Origin of the sequence: Brevibacterium sp. Mu109, assembly GCF_900169375.1 — a bacterium.
Taxonomy (GTDB): Bacteria; Actinomycetota; Actinomycetes; order Actinomycetales; family Brevibacteriaceae; genus Brevibacterium; species Brevibacterium yomogidense_A.
Genome location: NZ_FXZF01000003.1, coordinates 169,632 through 186,122, shown reverse-complemented (window position 1 = coordinate 186,122; position 16,491 = coordinate 169,632). Strand labels below are relative to the sequence as shown.

Genomic DNA, 16,491 nt, shown 5'->3' with positions numbered 1-16,491 from the left:
ATCCGAAGTCTTCCGCGCGCTCGCTAGACTGGCCGCATCATGAATGGATCCACTGCGCCCCTGGGCACTCTCACCGCCGGCCGCCTGTCGCCGCACCGCGTCGTCCCCGCCTCCATCCCGCGACCTGAGTACGTCGGGCGAGACGTGCCGGACGAGGGCCGCGGCGGCGACCTCCACTCCCCCGAAGAAGTCGAGCGGATCCGGGCTGCGGGACGCATCGCCGCAGACGCGCTGGAGGCCATCGGCCGGATGATCCGTCCGGGAATCACCACGGACGACATCGACGCGGTGGCCCACGACTACCTCGTCGCCCACGATTCGTACCCGTCGACGCTGGGGTACCGGGCGTTCCCCAAGTCGACGTGCACGTCGGTCAACGAGTGCATCTGCCACGGCATCCCCGATTCCACGGTGCTGGCGGACGGAGACATCGTCAATGTCGACATCACGGCGTTCAAGGACGGCGTCCACGGCGACACGAACTTCACGTTCCTCGTGGGCGACGTCGACGAGGAGTCCCGGCTGCTCGTCCAGCGCACGTACGAGGCGACGATGCGCGGGATCCGCGCGGTGAAGCCGGGCCGTCAGATCAATGTGATCGGACGGGTCATCGAGAAGTACGCCCAGCGGTTCGGCTACGGAGTCGTGCGCGACTTCACCGGGCACGGCGTCGGACGCGAATTCCATTCCGGCCTCATCGTCCCGCACTACGATGCGGCGCCGAACCACAGTGAGGTCATCGAGCCCGGCATGGTCTTCACGATCGAGCCGATGCTCAATCTGGGGACGGAGAAGTGGGAGCAGTGGGACGATGACTGGACCATCGTGACTGCGGACCGCAAGCGCTCCGCGCAGTTCGAGCACACGCTCGTCGTCACGGACACGGGCGCCGACATCCTGACGCTCCCCTCCCCCGGCGCGGCGATCGCCGACGGGCCCGGATCCCCCGCCTGAACACCGCACATCCCGCTCGTCCCCGCGCGGCGCATGCCGCCCGGACTCGAAAGGCGTTCACCCATGTCACAGCGCGAGACCCTCACGACGTCACGACTGGCCATCGGCATCGACATCGGCGGCACCGGGACGAAGGCCGGACTGGTCGACGTGGCGACCGGGACGATGCTGGGGAGCCGTGTCCGCGAGGACACTCCGCAGCCGGCGACCCCGCAGGCGGTCATCGCGACGGTCGCGTCGGTCGTCAGCACACTGGGCGAGCAGTCGGAGGAAGCAGGGCTTCTCCCCACGGCCGGCCACGTCGAGAGGCTGCCGATCGGCTGCGCGTTCCCCGGAGTCATCAAGCAGGGCACTGTGCAGTTCACGGGCAACCTCGACGACGCGTTCGACGGGTTCCCGATCGTCGACGCGCTGAGTGACGCACTCGGGGCGAAGGTCCATATGGCGAATGACGCGGACGCCGCGGGGCTCGCGGAGATGACGTACGGAGCGGGCCGGGACCACCGCAAGGACACCGTCATGATGACGACGCTGGGAACCGGGATCGGCACAGCGCTCTTCGCGGGAGGCAGGCTGTTCCCGTACACGGAGCTCGGCCACCTCACGGTCGACGGGGTCGCGGCGGAGACGCGCACGTCGGTCGCGGCGATGCGCCGCGACGGGTACGACATGCAGGAGTGGTGCAGGCGACTGACCGTCTACTACCGCGAACTCGAGCGGCTGTTCTGGCCGGACCTCTTCATCGTGGGCGGCGGCATCTCGAAGCGCGCTGCGGACTTCCTGTCGGACATCGACGTGGAGACGCCGATTCGCGCAGCCGAGCTGCTGAACAATGCGGGCATCGTGGGCGCGGGCCTGCTGGGCCACAACAAGGGCAAGATGAAGGTGCGTCGGAAGGTCGGCTGACCTTTCAGGCCTCTGCATCCTTCCGCGACGCCAGCGCCAGCCGTTCGACGAGGTCGTCCGGGATCGGTCTGCGTGGCGAGAATGTGACTCCGGTCTTCGTCGCCTTGAGTCCGGCGACCGCGATGTCCTCGGCGTGTGCGCTGATTGCGCCCGCAGAGACGTACAGCCCGCACTGCTTGCTGAACGCCGCATAGCCCGCGACGATGGTGCCGCCGATCCTGAACCCCGGCATGTTGTAGGCCACGATCTACTCCGCGTCCGGCAGGGTGCGTCTCAGAACCGTGCGGAGCTGCCTGAGGGAAGGCTGGAAGGATTCGGGTGCCGCGGCTATATACGCGTCGTGGTCGTCGATCGTCGTCATGGAAGTCGCTCCCGATTCTTCGCGGTGGTCCGGCTCTTGGCTCGTTCCTTCCTCAGACTAGTCCCCACGGTCCGTGCGCTAGACTGGCGCCCACTGAACACGCGTATAACCTGGTTCCGAAGGAGTGACCATGGACAACCTGCAGTGGCCTCGCGGACGCAGCGACAGAGGCGCGTTCGCAGCACGTTTCGGCGATGCCCGCGCTGGTCGGCGTCGATTGGGAGCGGATGGACCGCAGTCGCAGGATCTACCTGGCCATCCCAGTGCTCGCCCATTCGGTCGCGCTCGGTCCGGGATCGCTGTCCAATACCTACGCGAGCCCGGCGATCTCCTCAGTGCTCGTCCGGACCGGTCGGCTGGTCGACGGTGCGCTGCGCAGACTCACTGACACCCGGAACTGGAGCTACCACCTGTACTTCCGCGATGCGCTCCAGCCCGGCCACGGCGGATTCGAGCACACCGGGATGGTGCGAGCGATGCACGCGTATTCCCGCGCACAGCACCTCAGCCACGGTGGCGGCACAGACGAGTACGGCACGCCGATCAATGCGATCGACATGCTCCGCACATGGTTCGACTTCACCTACGTCCCCTACCGCGGGCTCCAGAAGATGGGCTATGAGCTCAGTGTCGAAGAGGTCCGAGACGTCTACTACTTCTGGCAGACGATCGGCGGCCTGCTCGGGATCCCCGATGACGTGCGGTCCGGCCTCGACGACCATGAATCGTCCGAGCAGATGGGTGCAGGCCATCGCAGCAGTGGCCGGGAAGCCTGATGAGGGCTCGCGATCGCTGGTCAACGCCCTCACGTCGCGGTGGCACAGCAGCTGGCGGTCGTCCTGCAGCTGCCGGAGGAGCCGCTGCGCGAACGCACCGAGGCGCAGATCCGCATCATCCACGGCGATGAGATGGCCGACTGGCTCAACGTCCCGCGCCGATCCATCCAGGTGTCGGAGGCGCTGCAGGTGCCGCTCGTCGCACAGAGATTCGAGTTCCTGAAGCAGCTGCCGGTCGCCCTCGAGAAGGAGATCGCGACGAACGAGGCGATCCTCGGACAGCTGCTCGAAGCGACCGAGGACGGACGCCCCGCGTATGAGAGAGCCCCGTCACATGCCGCGTAGGCACGTCAGCCGAGGCTAGTGGGAAGGGCAGGCCGCCTGTACGCCGGGTTCTGTTCGTGCACCCGGTCACCCCGGTGCACGCGACGACCATCTATCTGGGACCGCTGTCACCAGCGGCCTCGAGCGATCCACCCGACGGCTTCGGGCGAGCAGCCCTCGAACGCCGTCTGTCCGATCTTGCTCCGGGTGGGGTTTGCATAGCTGCCGCAGTCACCTGCAGCACTGGTGGTCTCTTACACCACCGTTTCACCCTTACCCGTCCCAGGATCGCTCCCGGTCCGGGCGGTCTGCTCTCTGTTGCACTTTCCCGCGGGTCACCCCGGGTGGCTGTTGGCCACCACCCTGCTCTGCGGAGCCCGGACGTTCCTCAGCCCAGCGGCTTTCGCCACTGCTGAGCCGCGGCCGTCCAGCGACCTGCCCTCGACGGCACATCCTACCGCCTCGTCGCCGCCCTCCGTCGCGCTGGCCCGGGGCCGCCCCCGCGCTGCAATCCCGCGACCCCGCGCTGTCCCTTGTGGCTCACAGGAACGATGCACCACACTGCGAGGACAGAATCGTCGGCGCCGTGAGCGTGCGGTGAGTCGACGTCAGACGGGTCGGGCATGAGAGGAGTCGCCGTGACTGAGCTGGTCGTCGTGGCGGGGGCGACCGGGTTCGTCGGTCGGTACCTCGTGCGCGAACTGTCCGACCGCGGATACCGGGTCCGTGCGATCGTCAGATCGCGCACCCGCGCCGAACAGCCCGGAGCCTTCGGAGCTCCGTCGTTACAGGGGCGCGTCGCAGAATGGCGCGAAGGCGATGTCACGTCACCCCAGTTCGTCGCCGGCGTCTGCGAGGGAGCAGATCGAGTGTGCTCTGCCCTCGGCGTCACGCGCCAGCGAGCCAGCCCCTGGGACGTCGACTATGGTGCCAACCTGCGCCTCTTGGAAGAAGCAGAACGTGCGTCGGCCCGTTCCTTTCTCTTCGTCAACGTCATGCACGCAGAGGCCCGCCGATCCCTGATCATGCGATCGAAGGCGGCCTTCACCGAGGCACTGATCCGATCATCGATCGCACACCAGGTCGTGAACCCGTCCGCATACTTCTCCGACATGGGAGAGTTCCTGTCGATGGCTCGGTCCGGATTCGTGCTCCTGCCGCCCCGAAGGGAGACCCGAATCGCTCCCATCCACGGTGCGGACCTCGCAGCCTTCTGCGCCGACGAAATGGATGACACTAGCGGCAGCTGGGACGTGGGCGGTCCGGACGTCCTCACCTTCGACCAGGTCGGGAGGCTCGCGGCCGCTGCCGTCGGGAAGCCCTGCCGTATGATCCGGATCCCACAGGCCGCAGTCACAGCAGGAGTCTGGGCAGCCCGACGAATCGGCGGCCGCACCGCTGTCCTCGCCGAGTTCCTGTCGGAGGGGCTCTCCCATGATGCGATCGGCCAGCGGTGCGGTGAACACCACCTCGAGGAGTTCTTTCGAGGGCTGGCACAGGAGGAGCCTGCGTACGAGCACCCGCTTGGGCACCACATCGCACTCACCCGATTGCCCTTCTCGTCTCACCGACCGGTACAGTCCTCGTGGTCGGTCGCCCCGGCCACCATCCGCCCGCGGCGTCACCAGGAGGACATGCCCCGTGAAGATCCTGCTCCCCCCATCGGAGGGCAAGACGCCGCCCCGCTCGGGTGATCCCGTGGACGTCGCCGGGCTCGCGTTCCCGCAGCTCACGGACGCGCGCCGGCAGATGCTCGATGCACTGGTCGAGACCTCGACGCGGGAGGACGCGCCCACTCTGCTGGGCGTCGGGAAGTCGCTGCACGAGGAAATCGGTGCGAACACCCGTCTCGCGAGTGCTCCGACCGGACCGGCCCGCTCGGTCTACACCGGAGTCCTCTTCGCGGCGATGGGCGCGGAGGACCTCGCACAGGTCCCTGCGGCCAGGCGGTCCGCTGTCCACGTCATGTCGGGCCTGTTCGGCATCGTCGGCCTCGATGACCACATCCCCGCATACCGTCTGCCGATGGGGGCACAGCTGCCGGAGCTCGGTCGGGCGAAGACCTGGTGGAAGTCTCGGCTGGCGCCTGTGCTCGACGAGGCCTTCGCCGATGAGCTGCTGATCGACTGCCGTTCCGCTGACTATCGAGCAGCGTGGCCGGGACCGTCTGCCCAGACCGTCACGATCGATGTCGTGCAGGTGCGCGACGGGGCCCGGAAGGTCGTCTCGCATTTCGCGAAGCACACCCGCGGTGAGCTGGTCGGGCGCCTTCTGCGCTCGACTGCCGCCCTGCCGTCCACTGCGGAGGCCATCGCCGAGGCCGCAGCCGGCTGGTACGAGGTCGAGCTCACGCCCGCTGCGGGTCGGAAGCCCGCCTCCCTCACCGTGGTGCTGCCGGAGTCCTGATCACCGCACGGAGACGTTCCGACGCCTCACCGCACCAGTCGGAGAACGGAGGGCGTCACGCGATCTTGAGCAGGAGGGCTCCGCAGCCGTCGCAGTCGAGCATGCCTCCGGGACCGAGGTTCCGGTAGGTGTCTCCGAGCATGCCGGAGAGCTGCTCTCCGCAGGCCCCGCACGAGCCTGCGGTCACGACAGCGGCAGCCGGATACGAGCCCTCCGCCCGGAGACGACCGTGCAGATCAGCGGGAATCCGCTCGAGCAGTGACGCACGGATCTTCTCGACCTCCGCGATCTCACCGGTGAGGCGCTCGCCCTCGCTCGCGCGCTCTGCCTGCAGTTCGCGTCCGCGGGCCGCGACCTCCTCCGCTTTCGCAGTCGTGTCCGCCAGCTGCGAGGCTGTCTCCTCCGCCGCTTCGAGCGCTTCGACCTGCTCGCCCTCGATGAGGTCGATGCGTTCGCGCAGGCTCGCGATCTCATCCTGCAGTCCCATGAGGTCCCGCGAGGTGAGTCCTGTGCCGTCGTTGAGTCGCGTCTCCGTGCGCGTCACACGCTCACGCACGTCATCGGCGCTGTTCTCCGCGTCGCGGGCTGCCTTCTCCTGCTCGGCGTGCACCGCGGCGAGACGAGTGCGCTCGTTCTGCAGCTCACCGTGCTCACCGGCACGAGCGCGCAGCGCCTCGAGGCGTTCAGTCTGCTTCGCCTCGTGGTGCAGCGTGCGCAGGTGCGAGCCCTCCTCGATCCACTCGCGCAGCGCGGCTGTCTGCTCTTGGGTGAGGTGTCCGTCGGCCATGTCAGTCCTCCTGTCCGATCCGCAGCGTCCACGCGTCGGTGCGTCGGGTGGAGACCCTGACGCTCAGGTCCCAGCCGCGCTGGGCCGCCACCGTTCCCAGCAGTTCGGCCGCCCGGTCGAGCCACAGCGATTCCGCGGCCCAATGAGAGATGTCGATGAGGTGCGGGAGGCCTGCGCCGCGATGCGCGGTGTCCCGGGCCTCGGTCGCGGGGTGGTGACGGAGGTCGGAGGTGACGTAGACGTCCGCGCCCACCTCTCTGACGGAATCGAAGAGGCCGTCGCCCGCACCGCCGCAGACAGCGATGCGGCGGACCTCGGCGTCGGGGTCGCCTGCGATCCGCACACCGGTCACGGTGGCGGGCAGGACCTCGGCGAGCGTCTGAGCCAGTGCGCGCACCGTCGTGGGCGCACGATCGCCCCAGCGTCCGATGCCCACCCCGTCCGGTGCTCCGGCCGTCTGCACGAGCGGACCCTCAACGGGCACCTCGAGTGCGTCGATGAGCGCGTCGGAGACGCCTCCCAGCTGGGAGTCCGCATTCGTGTGAGCCGCGATGTGTGCGATCCCGGCACGGACGAGGCGTGTGAGCTGTCCGCCCTTGAGAGTGTCGGAGGCGACCGAGGTGATCCCCCTCAGCAGGAGGGGATGGTGGGTGAGGAGAACGTCTGCACCGGTCTCCTCGGCCTCCGCGATGACGTCGTCCACCGGGTCGACCGCCAGCAGGACGGACGTCACCCGCTCAGTCGGATCGCCTGCGGTCAGCCCGACGGAATCCCACGCCTCCGCGTACGCCTCCGGCCACAGTTCATCGATGAGTGCGCGCACCTGCGCGAGCGTGGGTTCGACCATGACTCCACCGTAGTCGACCACGACTCGGACGTGAGTGGCACGCGTCACCCGCGTCCGATACGTTCTGATCATGGGACAGACCACATCACCTCGTCAGAGCACCGTTGCCGACGTCGTGCGCCGCACGGCACAGCGCACCCCCGACGCGACCGCCGTCGCATTCGGCGATCGCACGTGGACCTACCGTCAGTGGGACGGCGCCGTGACCGCCCTGGCCCGCCACTTCGTGGGGCTGGGCCTCGAGCACGGGGACCGCGTCGCCGCATTCGGCGCGAACTCGGATCTCTACGTCCTCACGTACCTCGCCTGTGCGCGGGCGGGGCTCGTCCACGTCCCCATCAACTTCCAGATGCGCGGCGATGAGCTCGACTACTTCTTCACGGACTCCGGGGCCACCGTCGTCTTCGCAGATGCCGCGCTCGCGGAGCACGTGACGGCGACGGCCTCCGGCCCGACGCTGTCGGTCCGGACGTTCGAGGACCTCGTGCCGGTCGCCGCCGCTGACGGCGTGGAGCCCCAGCGTGATGACGAGTTCACCGTCGTCGACACCGACGTCGCCCAGCTGCTCTACACGTCCGGCACGACGTCATCGCCCAAGGGCGCGATCATGACCCACCGCGCGCTGATCCACCACTACCTCAGCTGCCTCGACGTCCTGGACTTCGAAGCATCCGACCGGATGGTCCACGCCCTGCCGCTGTACCATTCGGCGCAGATGCACGTGTTCATGCTCCCGTCGCTCATGAAGGGCGGATACAACCTCATCGTTCCGGGACCGGTTCCGGCCCAGCTGTTCGAGATCTTCGAGAAGGAGCGGATCACAGCCTTCTTCGCCGCGCCCACCGTGTGGGTCGCACTCGCCAATCACGACGAGTTCGGTGCACGTGACCTCTCCAGCCTCACGAAGGGCTACTACGGCGCGTCCATCATGCCCGGGCCCGTCCTGGCACGACTGTGCGAGGCGCTGCCGGGCATGGGCTTCTACAACGCGTTCGGCCAGTCGGAGATGGGCCCTCTCGCCACCGTGCTGCGACCCGAGGAGCACGATGCGCACCCCGGGTCCGCCGGCCGTCCCGTGCTCTTCGTCGAGACCCGCGTGGTCGACCCATCCGGCAACGACGTGGCACCCGGCGAGCAGGGGGAGATCCTCTACCGCTCGCCACAGCTCTGCGAAGGCTATTGGAACAAGCCCGAGGCCACGGAAGAGGCGTTCCGGGGCGGCTGGTTCCACTCCGGCGACCTCGTGATCCAGGACGAGGACGGCTTCATCGAGGTCGTCGACAGGGTGAAGGACGTCATCAACACGGGTGGCGTGCTCGTCGCATCCCGCCAGGTCGAGGACGCGATCTTCGAGCTCGAAGCCGTCGCAGAGGTCGCCGTCGTCGGCACTCCGGACGAGAAGTGGATCGAGGCGATCACCGCCTACGTCGTGAAGAAGGGCGAGATCGACGGCGATGCCGTCATCGCCCACGTCCGCGAACGCCTCGCACCGTTCAAGGTGCCGAAGGCGGTGCACTTCATCGATGAGCTGCCCAAGAACACCTCCGGGAAGATCCTCAAGCGCCAGCTGCGCTCCTGAGGGGCCGACACGCGGCGCCTTATTTGCCACCACACAAAAGAACGATTACGCTAAAACTATGCAGAAACTGCAGGAAGCCGACCTCACGGACCAGGTACGACGCGCTGGCATGCGCGCCACACCCGGCCGTGTCGCCGCGCTGGACTTCCTCACCGCAAACCCGCACTGCACTGCGGCGGAGGTCCATGCCGGCATTGCGGAACAGCTCCCGTCACTCTCGATGCAGTCCGTCCACAACGTCGTGAACGACCTGACGGAGAAGGGTCTTCTCCGTCGTGTCGACGCACCGGGCGCAGCTCGGTACGAGACGCGGACGGACGACAATCACCATCACATCCGGTGCGTGGTGTGCCACCGCATCGAGGACGTGGACTGCGTGACCGGAGAGGCTCCGTGCCTCTCCCCCGTCGGCACCACCGGGATGCCTGTGCTCCTGAGCGCAGACGTCACGTTCCAGGCGGTCTGCACAGAGTGCGTCGGCGCGTGGGAGGCCTCCCGCGCCTCGCCGGCATGACGTCGGCCCGCTCTGACCCGAATCGGCCTCAGATCCCCTCAACCTCTCCTGCAGAGACATGTTTCGATCGGAAGGAAGACAATGACACAGTTTGATCCGACCAAGCCTTCGACCACGGAGACGGGTGCGCCCCGCGAATCCGACTCCCATTCGCTGAGCGTCGGCGCCGATGGCCCCCTCATGCTCCACGACGTTGCGCTCGTCGAGAAGCTCGCACGCTTCGACCGCGAGCGCGTTCCGGAGCGCAGCCCCCACGCGAAGGGCTCCGGCGCCTTCGGTGAGTTCGAAGTGCTCGAGGACGTCAGCAAGTACACGAAGGCGGACTTCCTGCAGCCGGGCAAGAAGACCCGCATGCTCGCACGCTTCTCCACCGTCGCCGGTGAGCTGGGCTCCCCCGACTCGTGGCGCGACGTCCGCGGTTTCGCCCTGAAGTTCTACACCGAAGAGGGCAACTTCGACATGGTGGGCAACAACACGCCCATCTTCTTCGTCCGCGACCCCATGAAGTTCCCGGACTTCATCCACTCGCAGAAGCGCCTCCCGGACTCCGGACTCCGCTCCGCCAACATGCAGTGGGACTTCTGGACCCACTCCCCCGAGTCGGCCCACCAGGTCTCCTACCTCATGGGTGACCGCGGTCTGCCGAAGACGTGGCGACACATGAACGGATACTCCTCGCACACCTACATGTGGACGAACGCCGAGGGTGAGAAGTTCTGGGTCCAGTACCACTTCCACACGGAGCAGGGCGAGCAGAACATGACGAACGACGAGGCGGCGCAACTTGCCGCTGAGGACGCGGACGTCCACCGCCGGGATCTGTTCGACGCGATCAAGCGGGGGGATCACCCCAGCTGGACGCTGTCGGTGCAGATCATGCCCTACGAAGAGGCGAAGACGTACCGCTTCAACCCGTTCGACCTGACGAAGACCTGGTCGCACCAGGATTACCCGTTGCACAAGGTCGGCCGGTTCACGCTGAACGAGAACCCTGTCAACCACTACGCGCAGATCGAGCAGGCTGCATTCAGCCCCGCGAACACCGTGCCCGGCACGGGCGTCTCGCCGGACAAGATGCTGCTGGGCCGCGTGTTCTCCTACCCGGACGCACAGCGCCACCGCATCGGCACGAACTTCAACCAGCTGCCGGTGAACGCGCCGATCAACGCGACGAACTCCTATGACAAGGAGGGCGCGATGCAGTACCACCACTCGGGCGATGCCCCGGTGTACGCGCCCAACTCGTACGGTCGCTCGTACCAGGACACGCAGGGTCCGGTGGACAACGGATGGGAGGCCGACGGCACTCTCGTGCGTTCGGCGTACTCGCTGCACGCGGAGGACGACGACTTCGGCCAGGCACACACGCTGGTCCGGGACGTCTACACCGAAGAGCAGCGCGACCGCCTCGTCGAGACCGTCACCGGCAGCCTGATCCCCGACGTCCAGGAGCCGGTCCTGTCGAACGTCTTCCAGTACTGGAAGAACATCGACGCCGAGGTCGGCCAGCGCATCCAGGATCTCTACTTCGAGAAGACCGGGAAGGCACAGGCCTGAGCCTCGCCTGACGCGCGGTCGTCGGAGTCTCCGGACTTCTGACGCCGCATGACGGAAGCCCCGTCGCCACGGATATCCGTGGCGACGGGGCTTCCGTCGCATCGGCACCCGTCGATAGGCAGAGAAGGCCGCCGCCTCCGTGTCACTGTGTGGATCGCGAGCTTGCGATGAGTGGACGGACCTCCAGAGGTACTCCCCACAACGGATGCGTCCCAGATGGTGTCGAGGTATTCATACCAAGCGCTTCGACCCGTTCGATGGCCGCCGTGGGAACCCAGGAGCAGTTCCGTCGAGAACACACAGGGAGTGGTCCCACGATTGCCCGCCCCACGTCGCCGTCTCGACACCGATCAGCATCGTCCAGTGTTATCTGGCCGACTGATTCACCCAGCTGGCGGTTCATGTCCAGTGACGCGGTCTCGCCGCGCCCCCTTGTGCGCTCGGAGCGCTCGGAGTGCACACACGATGGCGACGAGATCGACGATCTCCTGCAGGAGGGCACCCACCACTGCGGGTAGGTACCCGAATGCGGCAACGAGCATCAAGCCCACTGAGATGACGATGCCCATCCAGATCGACTGCAACGCGATCTGCACGGTCCGCCGCGAGACATACGCGACATCTGCCACGCGCGCAATGTCATTCGAGGTGATCACCGCCGCTGCCGACTCACTCGCAGCAGTGGCCCCTCGGCCCGCCATTGCGATGCCTACGTCAGCGGCTGCCAGCACGGGGGCATCGTTGATCCCGTCACCGACCATGAGCACGGGCCGCGGCCGCATGGCTTGTACGATCTCGACTTTGGTTCGGGGCGTGGTCTCAGCGTGAGCCGTCTGGATGCCAACCGCGTGTGCGACGGACTCTGCAGTGGATGTGACGTCGCCGGTCACCATCGCGATCTCTGTCACGCCGGCTTCGCGAAGGCGGGTCACGGTGTCTGCTGCGTTCGGACGAATCGGGTCGGACAGGATGATGACGCCCGCCAGTTCGTCACCGACTGCCACGTACACGGCCGTCTCTCCAGCTTGGAGTGCGGGGCGGGCGATCGGCCCGGTCACCTCTTCGATGAACGCAGGTTTCCCGACTCGCACCACGGCCCCCCCCTACCAGGGAGGCGAGCACCCCATTCGTCGCCACTTCGTCAGCATGCGTCACTTCCGGCAATTCGAGCTGGTGGGTTCTTGCCGCTGCCACGATGGGGTCGGCGAACACATGCACGGAGTACTGCTCAGCGGCAGCCGCGAGCCGCAGCGTCTCGCTCGCCGTGCGGGAGGCCGGGTGAAGATCCACCACATCGGCTTTACCCTGCGTCAGGGTGCCGGTCTTATCGAACGCTGCCGAACGAACCCGGGCGAGCACCTCCAGGACGCCACCATCTTTGATGATGACGTTCAGCTTCGCGGCTGAACTCATACCCCCCATGAACGCGACAGGTGCAGCGATCAGCAACGGGCACGGTGTCGCAACCACGAGCACCTCAGCGAAACGCACCGGGTCACCGCTCAGGAACCAGGCGAGGCCTGCGATGAGCAGCGAAACAGCAGTGAACGGCAGCGCATACCTATCGGCGAGGCGCACCATGGGTGCGCGGGATTCCACGGCTTCTTCTACGAGCCGCACGATCGATGCGTAGTTAGAATCGGCCGCCACCTTCTGAGCGCGCATCGTGAAACTCGTGGTGCCGTTCACCGTCCCAGACAGCACAGGGTCGCCCGCGCGACAGCTCGCCGGGATCGGCTCACCGGTCACCGACGATTCATCGATCGTCGCGTGATCCGACAGCAGCAGTCCGTCAACCGGGAGAATCTCCGAGGATCGCACCAGCAGCGCATCGCCCACCGCGACCTCTTCGATCGCCACTCGTTCGACTTCCCCGGTCACCGGGTGGATCCGCCCTGCGAACGCTGGGGCTCGGGTCAGCAGCTGGTCGAGTTCCCGGCTTGCACGACGCGCGGCCAGATCCTCCAGCGCTTCGCCCCCTGTGAGCATCAACGCGATGATGAGCCCCGCGACATACTCATGCACAGCAAGAGTGGCGATCATGGCGATGACAGCAAGGACGTCGAGCCCCCAATGACCATGCATCAGATCCCGGACCATGCCTGAGGCAGTGATGACGATCACGACGCTGAGCACCAGGTAGGCGGTGACAGCGAGAGCTGTCGTCAGGCCGGTCAGCCAGAGCACCACCCCGGCCGTCAGCCCGAGCATCACGAAGATCATGAGCTTGCGGCTGCGGAGAAGCTCTACTGTCGGTGAGATCGCGCGCGGCGATTGTCCGGTGTCAGGTGTGACGGTCTGTGCTGGCACTGCCGCGTCCTCAGTCCTTCTTTTCGAACAAAGACCTTCTGGTGGGCCCAGAGGGACTCGAACCCCCGGCCCCCTCGGTGTAAACGAGGTGCTCTGACCAACTGAGCTATAGGCCCCACACCGCTCATGCGGCGGCTCAAGTATCGCACACGGGTGCCATCCGTTCATCATTCATCTGAAGCGCGTCACGTCGGAGCGCACCAGGCGAACTTGCGCCGAACTGCGCAAGAAGCGTCTTTCCTGCGACATACGGATTACGGAACGATCACGGTCGGTCACGTTTGATGACGAATCGGCAGAACGGTCCGAACACAATGATCAATAATTGTTCCGCATCCCCTGTGTTCCTACTGTGGGCCTCAAGAGATCGGTTCTCCCTCACCGTGGAGGGTCCGGTCGACGTCAGGATCCTCCGCCCGGACCGCGGAGAACCGGAATGGAGCATCGGTGATGAAGAAGCAGACCCTCGCCCCCGCCGTCCTCGCCTCACTCACAGCGGCGGGCCTCGTTCTCGCACCGGCCGCAGCGCACGCGCAGGATTCGGACGCGCAGAACGTCACTCTCTCCGATTCGGCCGCAGACCCGACGGCGACTCCCACACAGGAGCCCGAGGAGAAGCAGCAGACGCAGGCAGAGGCGCCCGCGGAGGAAGAACCGAGCCAGAACGAGGAGACTCCCGAGGAGCCCGAGGAGCCCTCATCGCCCCAGCCGTCAGACGACAGTACGTCTGACGAGCCGACGGACGGGGCCACAGAGACTGAAGCGCCCACGGAAGAACCGACCGAGGACCCGACTGAGGACGCCGACACAGCTGACGTGACGGTCACCCCGCAGGACGTCGGTCTCACCGACGTCGTCTATGTCTCCGGCGACGAGGCGCCCAGCGGCGCGACCATCACCGGAACCGAACTCGAGCCGGAGACGCAGTACACCGTCACCGTCACGGGCGGGCCCGAAACGTCAGGCGAACGCCAGGTGACCACCTCCGCGGACGGGTCGTTCACAGAGTCCTACACGATCGAGGTCGACTCCGACGCAGACCTGGAGTCCTTCGCCGGAGACCGCAGTGTGTCGGTCACCGATTCAGAAGGCGTGACGGTCGACGAAGGCTCGTTCGAGATCCTCAACGACATCGAAGACGACGAGACCGACGAGGACGAAGAGGTCCAGGCGGATCCCGCACTGGACCTGCCGAACTCGATCGAGGTCGATGACGTCATGGTCCCGCAGGGTGAGGAGCCCGGCGACCGCGGCCTGCAGATCGCCGCGACGGACCTGGCACCGGGCGAGTGGTACACGTTCCGCGTCATCGCACCGGACGACACCCCGGACCTGTCGACGGAGTTCGAGGTCGAAGCCGACGAGGACGGCAATGCGGTCGGCGCCTACTTCATCGAGTGGTATGGCGACTACAGCGCCGACGTCATCGCCGGCACCTTCACGATCGAGCTCGCAGGCGAAGACGTGGTGCTCGATTCCGCGGATGTCGAGTTCACCGTCGGGTCCGAGGACGACGACTCTGACGACGGAGACGACTCCGACGAGGGCGAGGACGGCGGCGACGGGTCGGACGACGGGGACGAGTCGGATGACAGCGACGATGGTCAGCCCGGCGAAGACGACGGGGACGACTCCGACGAGGCAGATCTGGACCCGGCGATCACGGTGTCGCCCGAGACACTGTCCGCGGCGAGCTTCATGGACTACGACACGGGCGTCCAAGTCACTGCTTCCAACTGCCTGCCGGGCGATATGGTCTCGCTCGAGGTCATGTGGCCGGGCACCGACGAGGTGGCGTACGCGGACGGGATCGAAGCGGACGATGACGGCGCGGCCTCGTTCTCCTTCTACGGGACGGGCTCGAATGCGGCGGACTACGTCGGAACCTGGAATGTCTCGATCAGCTGCGGCGGCGAGACGGCCACCGATTCCTTCACGGTCACGGGAGACGCGGGCGATGACGGCGACAGCGGATCCGAGCTGCCGCGCACCGGTTCCGATGCCGGCATCCTCGCGATCGCAGCGGCCGGTCTGCTGACAGTGGGCGCAGCGACGGTCATGCTCAGCTCGCGGCCGAAGCGCCGGGACACCTTCTGAGCGCGGTGAGCCGCTGACGCGCAAGAGGTGCGGGCCGGGAGGATGTCCTCCCGGCCCGCACCTCTTGCGTTCCACCTGCGGTGAGTGTGGGATTCGAACCCACGGACCCTTGCAGGTCAACGGTTTTCAAGACCGTCACATTCGGCCGCTCTGTCAACTCACCACTCGCCGACCGAAGCCGGCGCCCAGCTATTCTCGCACATGCCGTGGAGCACCTGGACATTAGCAGAACCGGCTCATCACCGGACATGAGAGCGCCGGGACATCGTGATGATGCCCCGGCGTTTCTGCTGGTCGGGATAGCGGGATTCGAACCCACGACCTCCTCGTCCCGAACGAGGCGCGCTACCAAGCTGCGCTATATCCCGATGCTGTGGACGGTTCCTGAGAACCTGACAGCGAGACACAGTTTAACCATAATGACCTGCGAACTCCTAATCGAGGAGCCGGTAAGGTGCGACACAGCAGAACAGCGGATCCGCTCGGTCTTCTCCCGTGCCGACGGACCTCATCGATCGCCCTGCACACCGCCTCAGGAGGGGTATGGCTCTCACTACGGAGAGTGTCGCCGACGCTGCGATGCGCATCCTCTCGGACTTCGGTCTGGGCGACCTCACGATGCGTCGACTCGCACGGGAGTTGAACGTCCAGCCGTCCGCCCTCTACTGGCATGTCGCAGACAAGCAGTCGCTGTTCGTCCTCCTGGCAGCACGGATGGGCGCAGAAGCCGACGACCTCGATCGGCCCGCACCGGGCCAGGGCCGGCTCGCCAGCACGGTCGACGCGATCACCACGTACCGGGGCGTGCTCCTGCGCTATCGCGAGAGCGCGGACATCGTGCTCCTGGCCTACTCGCACTCCGGTCCGACGGTGCTGCCCTCAGCCCTCTCAGATCTCGATGCGGACACCCGCGACTTCGTGATCCCGTACGTCCTGGGCTCGATCGCGATCCTGCAGAACCGACGTCTGTTCGCGGGCGAGCCACTCGCGCCGCGCACCACGGGAGGAGGCTCCGACGGTCACGCCGAAGCCTCCTTCCGCACCGGTCTCACCCGACTGCTGACCGGCTGAGG

At 66.6% G+C, this 16,491-nt stretch carries 14 protein-coding genes, 3 tRNA genes, 1 other RNA gene and 1 pseudogene; 11 read left to right on the top strand and 8 right to left on the bottom strand.

Translation table 11 applies throughout. From position 1 onward, the window contains the following. Positions 1 to 39 precede the first annotated feature (39 nt). Together map and ppgK are read left to right on the top strand one after the other, a co-directional pair. Complete coding sequence (map, locus tag BSP109_RS03165) at positions 40 to 954, top strand: type I methionyl aminopeptidase (protein ID WP_101599349.1); 915 nt, start codon at positions 40 to 42, stop codon at positions 952 to 954. A 63-nt stretch (positions 955 to 1,017) separates the two neighbouring features. Beyond that, entirely contained in the window at positions 1,018 to 1,860 is an 843-nt protein-coding gene (gene ppgK, locus BSP109_RS03160) for a polyphosphate--glucose phosphotransferase (protein ID WP_101599348.1), read from the top strand. 4 nt (positions 1,861 to 1,864) lie between these two features. Here ppgK and BSP109_RS03155 read toward each other — a convergent pair whose 3' ends face one another. Then, entirely contained in the window at positions 1,865 to 2,104 is a 240-nt protein-coding gene (locus BSP109_RS03155) for an iron chaperone (RefSeq protein ID WP_257944532.1), read from the bottom strand. A 311-nt stretch (positions 2,105 to 2,415) separates the two neighbouring features. Between BSP109_RS03155 and BSP109_RS03150 the strand changes: the two genes are divergently transcribed. Then, positions 2,416 to 2,997: an oxygenase MpaB family protein gene (locus BSP109_RS03150; RefSeq protein WP_101599347.1), complete on the top strand. Its 582-nt coding sequence runs from the start codon at positions 2,416 to 2,418 to the stop codon at positions 2,995 to 2,997. 39 nt (positions 2,998 to 3,036) lie between these two features. Next, positions 3,037 to 3,342: a hypothetical protein gene (locus BSP109_RS03145; protein WP_101599346.1), complete on the top strand. Its 306-nt coding sequence runs from the start codon at positions 3,037 to 3,039 to the stop codon at positions 3,340 to 3,342. Between the two features lie 23 nt (positions 3,343 to 3,365). Here the strand turns inward: BSP109_RS03145 and rnpB are convergent. Then, positions 3,366 to 3,760, bottom strand: an RNA gene (gene rnpB, locus BSP109_RS03140) — RNase P RNA component class A. Positions 3,761 to 3,959: 199 nt separating this feature from the next. On the opposite strand from rnpB, the gene BSP109_RS03135 reads away from it, so the two are divergent. Both BSP109_RS03135 and BSP109_RS03130 read left to right on the top strand, forming a co-directional pair. Beyond that, the gene (locus BSP109_RS03135) at positions 3,960 to 5,015 is read left to right on the top strand and encodes an SDR family oxidoreductase (RefSeq protein ID WP_257944531.1); all 1,056 of its coding nucleotides are present in this window, start codon (positions 3,960 to 3,962) and stop codon (positions 5,013 to 5,015) included. Beyond that, positions 4,963 to 5,727, top strand: a complete 765-nt coding sequence (locus BSP109_RS03130) for a YaaA family protein (protein WP_101599344.1) — start codon at positions 4,963 to 4,965, stop codon at positions 5,725 to 5,727. Before BSP109_RS03135 ends, BSP109_RS03130 begins: the two co-directional genes overlap by 53 nt. Positions 5,728 to 5,782: 55 nt before the next feature. On the opposite strand, the gene BSP109_RS03125 is transcribed toward BSP109_RS03130, so the two are convergent. After that, positions 5,783 to 6,514 (bottom strand): zinc ribbon domain-containing protein, encoded by a 732-nt coding sequence (locus BSP109_RS03125; protein WP_101599343.1) that lies wholly within the window; start codon positions 6,512 to 6,514, stop codon positions 5,783 to 5,785. 1 nt (position 6,515) lies between these two features. Beyond that, positions 6,516 to 7,361 (bottom strand): Nif3-like dinuclear metal center hexameric protein, encoded by an 846-nt coding sequence (locus BSP109_RS03120; protein ID WP_101599368.1) that lies wholly within the window; start codon positions 7,359 to 7,361, stop codon positions 6,516 to 6,518. A 70-nt stretch (positions 7,362 to 7,431) separates the two neighbouring features. On the opposite strand from BSP109_RS03120, the gene BSP109_RS03115 reads away from it, so the two are divergent. The 3 genes from BSP109_RS03115 to BSP109_RS03105 all read left to right on the top strand — a co-directional run bounded on the left by BSP109_RS03115 (position 7,432) and on the right by BSP109_RS03105 (position 11,011). Next, entirely contained in the window at positions 7,432 to 8,940 is a 1,509-nt protein-coding gene (locus BSP109_RS03115) for a fatty acyl-CoA synthetase (protein WP_101599367.1), read from the top strand. 58 nt (positions 8,941 to 8,998) lie between these two features. Further along, the gene (locus tag BSP109_RS03110) at positions 8,999 to 9,454 is read left to right on the top strand and encodes a Fur family transcriptional regulator (RefSeq protein WP_101599342.1); all 456 of its coding nucleotides are present in this window, start codon (positions 8,999 to 9,001) and stop codon (positions 9,452 to 9,454) included. An 81-nt stretch (positions 9,455 to 9,535) separates the two neighbouring features. Next, positions 9,536 to 11,011 (top strand): catalase, encoded by a 1,476-nt coding sequence (locus BSP109_RS03105; RefSeq protein ID WP_101599341.1) that lies wholly within the window; start codon positions 9,536 to 9,538, stop codon positions 11,009 to 11,011. Between the two features lie 383 nt (positions 11,012 to 11,394). Here BSP109_RS03105 and BSP109_RS17945 read toward each other — a convergent pair. Both BSP109_RS17945 and BSP109_RS03095 read right to left on the bottom strand, forming a co-directional pair. After that, a pseudogene (locus tag BSP109_RS17945) lies at positions 11,395 to 13,234 on the bottom strand (heavy metal translocating P-type ATPase). Positions 13,235 to 13,360: 126 nt separating this feature from the next. Beyond that, positions 13,361 to 13,437 (bottom strand) — tRNA-Val (locus BSP109_RS03095). Between the two features lie 334 nt (positions 13,438 to 13,771). On the opposite strand from BSP109_RS03095, the gene BSP109_RS03090 reads away from it, so the two are divergent. Further along, positions 13,772 to 15,418 carry a hypothetical protein gene (locus BSP109_RS03090; RefSeq protein WP_101599340.1) on the top strand — a complete coding sequence of 549 codons (1,647 nt, stop codon included), beginning with the start codon at positions 13,772 to 13,774 and terminating at the stop codon, positions 15,416 to 15,418. Positions 15,419 to 15,496: 78 nt separating this feature from the next. On the opposite strand, the gene BSP109_RS03085 is transcribed toward BSP109_RS03090, so the two are convergent. Together BSP109_RS03085 and BSP109_RS03080 are read right to left on the bottom strand one after the other, a co-directional pair. Beyond that, positions 15,497 to 15,581: transfer RNA gene (locus BSP109_RS03085), tRNA-Ser, on the bottom strand. Between the two features lie 128 nt (positions 15,582 to 15,709). Continuing rightward, positions 15,710 to 15,786 (bottom strand) — tRNA-Pro (locus tag BSP109_RS03080). 175 nt (positions 15,787 to 15,961) lie between these two features. Here BSP109_RS03080 and BSP109_RS03075 point away from each other — a divergent pair. After that, complete coding sequence (locus BSP109_RS03075; protein WP_087005824.1) at positions 15,962 to 16,489, top strand: TetR family transcriptional regulator; 528 nt, start codon at positions 15,962 to 15,964, stop codon at positions 16,487 to 16,489. Positions 16,490 to 16,491: the final 2 nt, after the last annotated feature.

What these genes read in the sequence shown, in the direction of transcription:
- map (WP_101599349.1), top strand. Translation starts at nt 40, where the DNA reads ATGAATGGATCCACTGCGCCCCTGGGCACTCTCACCGCCGGCCGCCTG.
- ppgK (WP_101599348.1), top strand. Translation starts at nt 1,018, where the DNA reads ATGTCACAGCGCGAGACCCTCACGACGTCACGACTGGCCATCGGCATC.
- BSP109_RS03150 (WP_101599347.1), top strand. Translation starts at nt 2,416, where the DNA reads ATGCCCGCGCTGGTCGGCGTCGATTGGGAGCGGATGGACCGCAGTCGC.
- BSP109_RS03125 (WP_101599343.1), bottom strand. Translation starts at nt 6,514, where the DNA reads ATGGCCGACGGACACCTCACCCAAGAGCAGACAGCCGCGCTGCGCGAG.
- BSP109_RS03120 (WP_101599368.1), bottom strand. Translation starts at nt 7,361, where the DNA reads ATGGTCGAACCCACGCTCGCGCAGGTGCGCGCACTCATCGATGAACTG.
- BSP109_RS03115 (WP_101599367.1), top strand. Translation starts at nt 7,432, where the DNA reads ATGGGACAGACCACATCACCTCGTCAGAGCACCGTTGCCGACGTCGTG.
- BSP109_RS03110 (WP_101599342.1), top strand. Translation starts at nt 8,999, where the DNA reads ATGCAGAAACTGCAGGAAGCCGACCTCACGGACCAGGTACGACGCGCT.
- BSP109_RS03105 (WP_101599341.1), top strand. Translation starts at nt 9,536, where the DNA reads ATGACACAGTTTGATCCGACCAAGCCTTCGACCACGGAGACGGGTGCG.
- BSP109_RS03090 (WP_101599340.1), top strand. Translation starts at nt 13,772, where the DNA reads ATGAAGAAGCAGACCCTCGCCCCCGCCGTCCTCGCCTCACTCACAGCG.
- BSP109_RS03075 (WP_087005824.1), top strand. Translation starts at nt 15,962, where the DNA reads ATGGCTCTCACTACGGAGAGTGTCGCCGACGCTGCGATGCGCATCCTC.